Origin of the sequence: Allobosea sp. CER48 (assembly GCF_044752385.1) — a bacterium.
In the GTDB taxonomy this organism is placed as follows: Bacteria; Pseudomonadota; Alphaproteobacteria; order Rhizobiales; family Beijerinckiaceae; genus Allobosea.
This window is the reverse complement of sequence record NZ_JBIWYK010000082.1, coordinates 1-9404: the sequence shown is the minus strand read 5'-3', so window position 1 is coordinate 9404 and position 9404 is coordinate 1. Positions and strand designations below refer to the sequence as shown.

Annotated in this window: 9 protein-coding genes and 1 tRNA gene; 6 read left to right on the top strand and 4 right to left on the bottom strand. The window is 67.7% G+C overall.

Annotation, left to right across the window (positions count from 1 at the left end; translation table 11 throughout):
- The first annotated feature begins 113 nt into the window (after positions 1–113).
- Positions 114–188: transfer RNA gene (locus tag ACIPIA_RS05305), tRNA-Gly, on the top strand.
- Positions 189–365: 177 nt separating this feature from the next.
- On the opposite strand, the gene ACIPIA_RS05300 is transcribed toward ACIPIA_RS05305, so the two are convergent.
- Positions 366–1607, bottom strand: a complete 1242-nt coding sequence (locus ACIPIA_RS05300; protein WP_400507371.1) for an MFS transporter — start codon at positions 1605–1607, stop codon at positions 366–368.
- A 376-nt stretch (positions 1608–1983) separates the two neighbouring features.
- Here ACIPIA_RS05300 and ACIPIA_RS05295 point away from each other — a divergent pair, with 376 nt between their 5' ends.
- Positions 1984–2697, top strand: a complete 714-nt coding sequence (locus tag ACIPIA_RS05295; protein ID WP_400507369.1) for an orotate phosphoribosyltransferase — start codon at positions 1984–1986, stop codon at positions 2695–2697.
- A 3-nt stretch (positions 2698–2700) separates the two neighbouring features.
- On the top strand, positions 2701–3336 hold the full coding sequence (locus tag ACIPIA_RS05290; protein WP_400507367.1) for a TIGR00725 family protein: 636 nt from the start codon (positions 2701–2703) through the stop codon (positions 3334–3336).
- Positions 3337–3351: 15 nt separating this feature from the next.
- Here the strand turns inward: ACIPIA_RS05290 and ACIPIA_RS05285 are convergent, their stop codons facing one another.
- Positions 3352–3861 (bottom strand): MarR family winged helix-turn-helix transcriptional regulator, encoded by a 510-nt coding sequence (locus ACIPIA_RS05285; protein WP_400507365.1) that lies wholly within the window; start codon positions 3859–3861, stop codon positions 3352–3354.
- Positions 3862–4149: 288 nt separating this feature from the next.
- On the opposite strand from ACIPIA_RS05285, the gene ACIPIA_RS05280 reads away from it, so the two are divergent.
- Positions 4150–4797, top strand: a complete 648-nt coding sequence (locus ACIPIA_RS05280) for an alpha/beta fold hydrolase (RefSeq protein WP_400507363.1) — start codon at positions 4150–4152, stop codon at positions 4795–4797.
- Position 4798: 1 nt separating this feature from the next.
- Here the strand turns inward: ACIPIA_RS05280 and hemH are convergent, their stop codons facing one another.
- On the bottom strand, positions 4799–5863 hold the full coding sequence (gene hemH / locus ACIPIA_RS05275) for a ferrochelatase (protein ID WP_400507361.1): 1065 nt from the start codon (positions 5861–5863) through the stop codon (positions 4799–4801).
- A 181-nt stretch (positions 5864–6044) separates the two neighbouring features.
- On the opposite strand from hemH, the gene ACIPIA_RS05270 reads away from it, so the two are divergent.
- Positions 6045–7565: a bifunctional metallophosphatase/5'-nucleotidase gene (locus tag ACIPIA_RS05270; protein WP_400507359.1), complete on the top strand. Its 1521-nt coding sequence runs from the start codon at positions 6045–6047 to the stop codon at positions 7563–7565.
- Positions 7562–8260, top strand: a complete 699-nt coding sequence (gene ung, locus ACIPIA_RS05265; protein ID WP_400507357.1) for a uracil-DNA glycosylase — start codon at positions 7562–7564, stop codon at positions 8258–8260. The genes ACIPIA_RS05270 and ung overlap by 4 nt, the downstream gene beginning before the upstream one ends.
- 116 nt (positions 8261–8376) lie before the next feature.
- Here the strand turns inward: ung and ACIPIA_RS05260 are convergent.
- A partial coding sequence (locus ACIPIA_RS05260; RefSeq protein ID WP_400507355.1) for a phenylacetate--CoA ligase family protein occupies positions 8377–9404 on the bottom strand: 1028 nt, incomplete at its 5' end.

The window sequence follows — 9404 nt, the reverse complement described above, 5'->3', positions numbered from 1 at the left end:
GGAGGGAGAGTTATCAACGGCCGGCAAAAAACTTTTCGGGAGGCGCTTGCACTCCGCCGCGCTTTGGGGCAATAACCCGACCGCGCCGCCAACACGGCGCGACTGTCTCGGATGCGGGTGTAGCTCAGGGGTAGAGCACAACCTTGCCAAGGTTGGGGTCGAGGGTTCGAATCCCTTCGCCCGCTCCAGACAATCTCAGGACTTGAGAAGCATGCAAGCGTCGGATCTTCCGGCGCTTTTTGTTTTTTGGGCCTGGGATCAACGCCCGCCTTCTTCCGTGGGTCTTCGGGTTTCGAACGCAAACGGGCGCCGCGATGCGCGACGCCCGATGCAGGCCTGCTTCCGACTGGCTCGCGCGGACGAGCCTATTGCAGCTCTGCGCCGCGCTTCTCTGGGATGAGGAGCCACATGGCGAGGATGTCGAGGATGTAGAGAGCGGCGAGCAGTGCGATGGCGGTCTGGAAGCCGTAGGCGGCCGCGATGGCGCCGACGACGACGGGTCCGAAGCCGCCGACGCCGCGGCCGATGTTGAACAGCACGTTCTGGGCGGTGGCGCGCGCCGCGGTTGGGAACAGTTCGCTGATCAGCGCGCCATAGCCGCCGAGCATGCCGTTGACGAAGAAGCCCATGACGGCGCCGGCGACGAGCAGCTGCATCGGGTCGGTCAGGCGCGAATAGACCACGACCATCACGGCGGCGCCGAGCATGTAGCCGAAGAAGGCGGGGCGGCGGCCGATGCGGTCGGCGATATGGCCGAAGGCGAAGATGCCGAGCGCCATGCCGGCGATGGTCACCGCCGTCCACACCGCCGACTGGGTCAGCGCGAAGCCGAACCGGGTGGCGAGGTAGTTCGGCAGCCAGATCATCACGCCGTAATAGCCGAAGTTCTGGACCGAGCAGAGCACGACCATGCCGAGGCTGAGCTTGGAGGTCTCCCAGTCCTTGACCAGCAGGCGCAGCGCCGATTCCTTCGGCCGGTCCTTGGAGCGGGCGACGAAGACCTCGGGCTCGTGCAGGGAGTGGCGGATGAAATAGGCGGCGATCGCCGGCAGGATGCCGATGGCGAACATGCCGCGCCAGCCGATCGTCGGCAGCAGCAGCGGGGTGGCGATGGCGGCGGCGAGCACGCCGACCTGCCAGCCGAGGCCGACATAGGAGGAGGCGCGGGCCCGCTTCGAGGCCGGCCAGGCCTCGGCGACCAGCGCCATGCCGATGCCGAACTCGCCGCCGAGGCCCAGGCCGGCGATGGTGCGGTAGATCAGCAGGTCCCAATAGCCCTGCGCCAGCGCGCACATGCCGGTGAAGACGGCGAAGAGGACGATGGTCCAGGTCAGGACGCGGACGCGGCCGATGCGGTCGGAGAGCATGCCGAAGCCGATGCCGCCGAGCACGGCGCCGACGAGCGTGGCGGTGACCAGCGAGGCCGCCTGGGCCTGGCTCAGTTGCAGGTCGGCCGAGATCGCCCGCAGCATGAAGCCGAGGATCAGCAGGTCGAAGCCGTCCATCGCATAGCCGATGGCAGCACCCCACAACGCCTTCCGCGCCTTGCTGTCCACCTCGACGGGGGCGGAGGGCGCCATGGCCGGCGCCGTGCGTTGATCGCTCATGATTGGAAGCCCCTTCGTCGTGCCCCGGGTATATGCAGCGGGGCGGCCATGCAGGACATGGCCCGGATCCACATTGGGCTCGCCATGTCATGCAGCCGGGGCCGGCGCAATGATCGGTGCGGCTTCGGCCTGTGGATGCCGACGAAACGCGCTTCGGCGCGGCTTTCAGGGCACGGACGGGACCGGGTGGCGCTGCTCCCGCCGCGTTGGACGTATGGGCGCTTCGGATCAAGCGGAAGGGGGTGCGGAAAATCGCAGGACGGGGATTGACCTGCCGGGAAAGGGCGATCAGAAGGGGCCGTTTGCCAATTCGACCAGTCCCTGCGCCCTTGCCGTCCGCGGCGAGCGGCCTCGCTCAGCCCAAGGAAACCGCGCCATGTCCCACCTGTTCACCCCCACCGACAGGGCCGTGATCGCGCGCGAAGCGGCCAAGATGCTGCTCGAGATCAAGGCGGTCCACTTCTACAGCGACAAGCCCTTCTTCTTCACCTCCGGCTGGGCCAGCCCGGTCTATATCGACTGCCGCAAGATCATCTCCTATCCGCGCCTGCGCTCGTCGCTGATCGATTTCGCGGCGACGACGATCGTGCGGGACATCGGCTACGAGTCGCTCGACATCATCGCCGGCGGAGAGACGGCCGGCATCCCGTTCGCAGCCTGGATTTCCGATCGGCTGGCGCTGCCGATGCAGTATGTCCGCAAGAAGCCGAAGGGCTTCGGCCGCAATGCCCAGATCGAGGGCTCGGTCGTCGAGGGCGCGCGCACGTTGCTGGTCGAGGATCTCGCGACGGACGGGCGCAGCAAGGTGAATTTCGCCGAGGCGCTGCGCAATGCCGGCGCCGACGTGCAGCACTGCTTCGTGCTGTTCTACTACGACATCTTCCCCAAGAGCCGCGAGTTGATGCAGGAGATCGGCGTCAACCTGCACTACCTCACGACCTGGTGGGACGTGCTCGCCGTCGCCAAGGAAAGCGGCCATTTCGAGCCGAAGATCCTCGCCGAAGTCGAGAGTTTCCTGAACGACCCGGCGAGCTGGTCGGCCAAGCATGGCGGCATCGCGGCCTTCGGCGAAGAAAAGAAGCCGGCCTGAGCCGTGCTTCCGGACCTCCAGCTGCGCTTCGATCGCGAAAGCGGGCGATTGCATGACGGGCGCGGCCGGGTCTTCGACCCGGTGGCGCGGTACTGGAGCGAGGCGGAGCCGACGGAGCACGGAGAGCCGGTTTCGGCCGCCAGCGCGCTCCGCTGGCTCCAGCTCGAGAGCGGGGCCTCGCTGCGCACGCCGGTTGCGGTGATCGGCACGCGCACACCGACCGCTTCCCAGGCGGTTGCCGCCGAGACGATGGGGCGATTGCTCGCCGGGCACGGGGTCACCGTGTTGTGCGGCGGCCGCTCCGGCGTGATGGAGGAAGTCTGCCGCGGCGTCGCGCAGGCTGGGGGGCTTTCGATCGGCCTTCTGCCGGATGACGAACCGGAGGCGGCCAACCCTCACGTCACCGTACCGCTTGCGACCGGCATCGGCGTAGCCCGGAATGCGCTGATCGCCCGCGCGGCCTGCTGCCTCGTCGCGATCGGCGGCGGCTACGGGACGTTGTCGGAGATTGCCTTCGCGCTGCAGTTCAAGCGGCCGGTCTTTCTGCTGGAAGGCGCACCGACCGTCGACGGGGCACTCGCATGTGGGGATGCCGGGGCTGCGCTCGATGCCGTGGCGCGGGTGATCCTGCGGGTCTGACCGCAGGCAATCGCTTCAGCGGCTTCCGGCGCTGCGGGCCTCGAGCGCCTTGGCGACGCGGCGCATCGCCTCGCCGGCGGCATTGCATTCCTCGTCGCTGAGCACGGTCATCATCGCCTCGATCTCCGCGACATGGACCGCCATTGCCTTGCGGGTCAGCGCCTCACCGGCAGGCGTCAACCAGAGACGGCGCAGGCGCTTGTCGGCTTCGTCGTTGCGCCGCTCGATGAGACCACGCCGTTCCAGCACCGGCAGCAGCATGCTCATCGCGCTGCGGCCCACCAGCAGCTTCTCGGCCAGCGCCTGCTGCGAGAGGCCGGGCGCGTGGAAGACGTTGGCGAGCACGTCGTAATGCGCGAGCTGGATGTCGAGCGGCGCCAGCGCTTCGGTGAAGACCTTCTCCCACAGGCTGTGCGCGCGGGCGACGGAGACCCAGTTGCGGAAGCGGGGCAGGTCCCATGGCAGAACCTGCGGTTTCGGCTGCCCCGGGAGGGGTGCATCGAAAAGCGCTTGCTTTTTGTTCATGGCTGAACATATTCGTTCAGCGCTGAACAAGACAGGGTCCGTGCCATGACCGCTTCCGCCCTCCGTTACGTGCGCCCGCTGGTCCGGGCCGCCAGCTTCGTGGCTCCCTCAGCAACCGGCCGGCTGGCATTCCGTCTGTTCTGTACCCCGCCAAGACCGCCGAAGCGAACCGGAAACGGAAAGACGGCAGACCAGGGCGCCGCGGCGCCGCTGCGGCAGGGCAGCCCGCGCGCGATTCCGTTCCCTTGCGGGAGCGTACAGGCCTATGTCTTCGAGCCCGAGGCGGCGGTGGCGACGCGCACCGTGCTGCTGGTCCATGGCTGGACGGGAGAGGCGGCTTCCATGGCCGGCTTCGTCGAGCCCTTGCTCGGGAGGGGCTTCCGCGTCGTCGCCTTCGATCTGCCCGGCCACGGCGCGTCGACGGGGCGCGAGCTCAACATTCCGCTCGGCGTCGCGAGCCTTGCAGCTGTCGCACGGGTGTTCGGGCCCCTGCATGCGATCGTCACCCATTCGTTCGGTGGCGCGATCGCGCTTGCGGCGCTCGCGGGCTCGGTCAGGGGGCAGCCGCCGGTCCATGCCGCGCGGATCGTGCTCATTGCCGCACCATCCTCGATCACGGAGATCACCCGGCAGTTCGGCGCCACGATCGGGCTTGGCCGGCGCGGGCAGGCGGCGCTGGAACGGCGCATCCATGTCGTCGCCGGAAATCCCGTCGAGGTCTTCGAAGGGCCGCTGCAGCTCGAGGGCATCGGGCTGCCGACGCTGGTGATCCATGACCGGCAGGATCGCGAGCTCGGCTTCCATCATGCACAGGCGCTGGCGGAAGCCGGAGCGTTCGTCGCATTGGAGGCAACCGACGGGCTCGGCCATCGCCGCATCCTGAAGGCGCGCCCGGTGGCCGAAAGCGTGGCGCGCTTCGTCGCGAGAGAAGGCTAGCTCAGAGCCAGCCCATCAGTTCGCGCTGGACGACTTCCGCGATGACGTCGATGCCTTCGCGGGAATCGTTGAGGCAGGGCAGGTAGGCGAATTTCTCGCCGCCATTGTGCAGGAAGATCTCGCGGTTCTCGCCGTCCAGTTCTTCCAGCGTCTCCAGGCAGTCGGCCGAGAAGCCGGGCGCGACGATGGCCATCGATTTCTTCCCGGCCTTGGCAAGTGCCTTCACCGTCTCGTCGGTATAGGGCTGCAGCCATTCGTCCGGCCCGAAGCGGGACTGGAAGGTCAGCGGGAACTGGTCCTCGGAGAGGCTGAGCTCGGCGCGCAGCAGACGCCAGGTCTTGACGCACTGGCAGTAATACGGATCGCCCTTCAGCAGATACTCCTTCGGCATGCCGTGGAAGGAGCAGAGGATGACCTCGGGCTCGAAATCGAGCCTGGCGAGCGAGGCGCGCATCGAGCGGGCGAGCGCGCCGATATAGACGGGGTCGTCGTGATAGGGCGGCGAGACGCGCACCGAGGGCTGCCAGCGCATCTGCATGAGCGCGCGGAAGGCCTGGTCGCAAGCGGTGGCCGAGGTCGGCGCGGCATATTGCGGATAGAGCGGCACCAGCAGGATGCGGTCGCAGCCCTGGTCGAGCAGGGCCTTCAGCCGGCTCTTCACATCGGGAAAGCCGTAGCGCATCGCCCAGTCGAAGACGACGCGGTCTCCGGCGAGCGGCTTCAGGCGTTCGGCGAGTTGTTCGGTCTGCGAGCGGGTGATGGTCTTGAGCGGGCCTTCGTTGCGCTCGTTGTTCCAGACCGAGGCGTAGTCCTTGCCCTTCCGGCCCGGCCGGGTCGACAGGATGATCAGGTTGAGGATTGGCCACCATTTCCAGCGGGGTTCCTCGATGACCCTCCGGTCCGACAGGAATTCCTTGAGATAGGCCCGCATCGGCCAGTAGCCGGTGCCTTCCGGCGTCCCGAGATTCATCAGCAGCACGCCGATGCGGCCGTATTGCACCTTGGGATGGTCGGGCGGCCGGGAAGCGGCCTCGCGGCCGGGCGCCGCGGTAATGTCAGCAGTCATGAGCGCATGCTCTCCTTGCCCCGTGATTTAGACGAGTTCGCGCTTTCGTCCAGCCTTGAAGCCGGTGAAATTCAGGGTGCGACACTGCCGACAACCGCGTTTCGCGCCGGTTCGCCCTCTGGTCACTGCGGCGCAACTCTTGCTAGTCTGGAGCCGTTCTCAAGACCTGAAGGGCGCCTCCATGACGAAGCTCACCCGCCGCAAGGCTCTCGGCGTCCTGGCGGCGCCCGCAACGCTTGCCGCGACCGCGCCGGTGGCGATGGCGCAGCAGCCGGCGCCGAGCTTCACGCTGCTCCTGCTCAACGACATCTACAAGATGAGCGACGACAAGGGGCGCGGCGGTTTTGCCCGCGCCGCCGGCATCGCCAAGGCCGAGCGGGCCAAGGGCGTCCCGGTGCTGTTCTGCCATGCCGGAGATTGCTATTCGCCCTCGCTGATGTCGGGCTTCGATCAGGGCGCGCACATCGTCGCGATGCAGAACAAGATGGGCATCGACGTCTTCGTGCCCGGCAATCACGAGTTCGACTTCGGCAAGGAGAACTACCTCAAGCTGACGGCAGCGCAGAACTACCCGACCTTTGCCGCCAATCTGCGCGATGCGGCCGGAAACGCGCTGCCGCAGCACAAGGATTCGCAGATCTTCGAGCTGGGCGGCATCAAGGTGGGCGTGATCGGCACGACCTATGATCCGACGCCTCAGCTCTCCAATCCGGGCGACCTGAAGTTCTCCTCGACGATGGAGGCGCTGCGCCGCGAGGCGAAGGCCCTGAAAGGGCAAGGCGCCGACATGCTCGTCGCCGTCGTTCATGCGGACCGGGCCATGGACTACGAGATCGTCCGCTCGCGCGTGGTCGACATCCTGCTGACCGGCCACGACCACGATCTCGCCATCGCCTATGACGGCAAGGTCGTGATGGTCGAGTCGAACGAGGAGGGCAACTACGTCACCGCCATCGATATCGCCGTCAGCGTCAGAGGCGAGGGGGCGGCGCGGCAGGTTTCGTGGACGCCGACCTTCCGCGTCAACGATTCCCGCTCGGCTACGCCGGACCCGGACGTCGCCGCGATCGTGAAGGGCTACGAGGCGGAACTGTCGAAGGAGCTCGATGTCGATATCGCGACGCTCGCCGCGCCGCTCGATTCCCGCACGGGCGTGATCCGCACGCAGGAGACCGCTATCGGCAACCTGATCGCCGATGCGATCCGCTCCGCGACCGGGGCTCAGCTCGCCATCACCAATGCCGGCGGCATCCGTGCCAACAAGCAATATGCTGCCGGGCAGAAGCTGACCCGCCGTGACGTGCTGAGCGAGCTGCCGTTCGGCAATGCCACGGTGATGGTCGAGATCACCGGCAAGGACGTGAAGGATGCGATCGAGAACGGTCTGCGCGATGCTCCGCAGGGCGCAGGCCGCTTCCCGGTCGTGTCCGGCCTCAAGTTCGAGGCGGATCTCAAGCAGCCGCAAGGCTCGCGCGTCATCGCCGTCACGGTCGACGGCAAGCCGATCGACCCGGCCGGCAAATACACCGTCGCTTCCAACAACTTCATGCTGGAGGGCGGCGACGGCTACACGGCGCTTGGCCGCGGCAAGACGCTGCTCGGCCTCACCGACGGCAAGCTGATGGCCAACGAAGTGATGGTCTATGTGCGCCGGCTCGGCACGGTCGATGCAAAGGTCGAGGGCAGGGCCGTCCTCAAGTGAGCTGCCGCGACGCGCTCGCGGCCTTCCTGGCGAGCGGGAACTCCAGGGGGTGGCGGGACCTGCCGGTCTTCGCTGCGGGCGCGGAGGCGGCGCGCGCCTGCGCGGCGGTCGATGCCGAACGCGCGGCTGGGCACGTCGTGGCGCCGGCGCCGGAACGCGTCTTTGCGGCGCTGGCGCTGACGCCGCTGGACAGGGTGCGCGTGGTCATTCTGGGTCAGGATCCCTATCCGACGCCGGGGCACGCAAACGGGCTCGCCTTCTCCTATGTCGGGCCGCCGCCGTTGCCGCGGTCGCTGACCAACATCTACAAGGAGCGGGCGGAGGATCTGGGCCAGGATGCACTTCCCGATGGAGACCTGACACGCTGGGCGCAACAGGGCGTGCTGCTGCTCAATACCGCGCTGACGGTGCGGGAGGGCGCGAGCAAGGCCGGTTCGCATCTCGCGCTCGGCTGGGCAAAGGTCACCGATGCGGTCATCGCCACCGTCTCTCGCGAGCGGCCGCGTGCGGTCTTCCTGCTCTGGGGCGCACCCGCTCAAGCGAAGCGGCCCCTGATCGACGAGGATAGGCACCTCGTCATCGCCAGTGCTCACCCTTCGCCGCTGTCGGCGCGACGCGGCTTCTTCGGCTCCAGGCCGTTCAGCCGGGCCAATACATGGCTGGAGGCGCAGGGCGAGATGCCGCTCGACTGGTGACGGGCCCTCGCCCGGTGGCCCGCATCCGCGCTCAACCACGATCTCCGGCCGGTAAGGACAGGCATGGCCGGGTCGGGCCCGACCATGACGGTCAGCGCAGGCCTCGGCCTTGCCGCTCAGCCCACCGGGCGCTCGTCGGCGATGACCTTGCCGTCATTGGGCAGGGCTCCGAGCGGCAGGATCTCGACGGCACCCTTGAGCTTCGTCACCTGCTGCAGCGTGGAGGAGACCGCGTCGACGAAGCCGGCCGGCTCGGCATAGATCTCGGCCTTGAGCGTCATGATGTCGGTCTCGTTGGCGCGGCCGACGACGAGGCGAAGCTTGGCGATCTCCGCATGGCGCCTGGCAATCTCGGCGACCTGCTCGGGGCGCACGAACATGCCCTTGATCTTGGCGGTCTGGTCGGCGCGGCCCATCCAGCCCTTGATCCGGGTGCTTGTGCGTCCGCAGGAACTGCGGCCCGGCAGCACGGCGGTGAGATCGCCCACGGCGAGCCGGATCTGCGGATGATGCGGGTCGAGATTGGTGATCACGACTTCGCCGACCTCGCCCTCCGGGACGGGGTCGCCCGTACCCGGACGAACGATCTCGACGATCAGGTTCTCGTTCAGCACCATGCCCTCGCGGGCAGGGGTTTCATAGGCGATCACGCCGACATCGGCGGTCGCATAGAGCTGATAGGCGTCGATGCCGCGCTCCTTGACCCAGACCTGCAGCGAAGGCGGGAAGGCGGCGCCGGAGACGACGGCGCGCCTGATTGAGGAGATGTCGACGCCGCGTGCGTCTGCGGCCTCGATCAGGATCTTCAGAAAATCGGGCGTGCCGACATAGGCGCTCGGCCGATAGGCCGAGATGACCTCCATCTGCTGCTCGGTGTTGCCGGGGCCGGCCGGGACCACGGCGCAGCCGAGCGCGCGGGCGGCGGAATCCATGATGAAGCCGCCGGGCGTCAGGTGATAGCTGAGGGTGTTGAGCACGATATCGCCGCGGCGGAAGCCCGCGGCATGGAGGCCGCGCGCGGCGTTCCATGCGTCGGCCTCGGTGCCCTCCGGCTCGAAGATCGGACCGGGCGAGGTGAAGAGCCGGCCGAAGGCGCCGGATGAAGCAGGGACGAAGCCGCCGAAGGGCGGCGCCTGCCTCTGGA

Bases quoted from the DNA above. Each gene is read 5' to 3' on its own strand.
- ACIPIA_RS05300 (WP_400507371.1), bottom strand. From the start codon at position 1,607: ATGAGCGATCAACGCACGGCGCCGGCCATGGCGCCCTCCGCCCCCGTC.
- ACIPIA_RS05295 (WP_400507369.1), top strand. From the start codon at position 1,984: ATGTCCCACCTGTTCACCCCCACCGACAGGGCCGTGATCGCGCGCGAA.
- ACIPIA_RS05285 (WP_400507365.1), bottom strand. From the start codon at position 3,861: ATGAACAAAAAGCAAGCGCTTTTCGATGCACCCCTCCCGGGGCAGCCG.
- hemH (WP_400507361.1), bottom strand. From the start codon at position 5,863: ATGACTGCTGACATTACCGCGGCGCCCGGCCGCGAGGCCGCTTCCCGG.
- ACIPIA_RS05270 (WP_400507359.1), top strand. From the start codon at position 6,045: ATGACGAAGCTCACCCGCCGCAAGGCTCTCGGCGTCCTGGCGGCGCCC.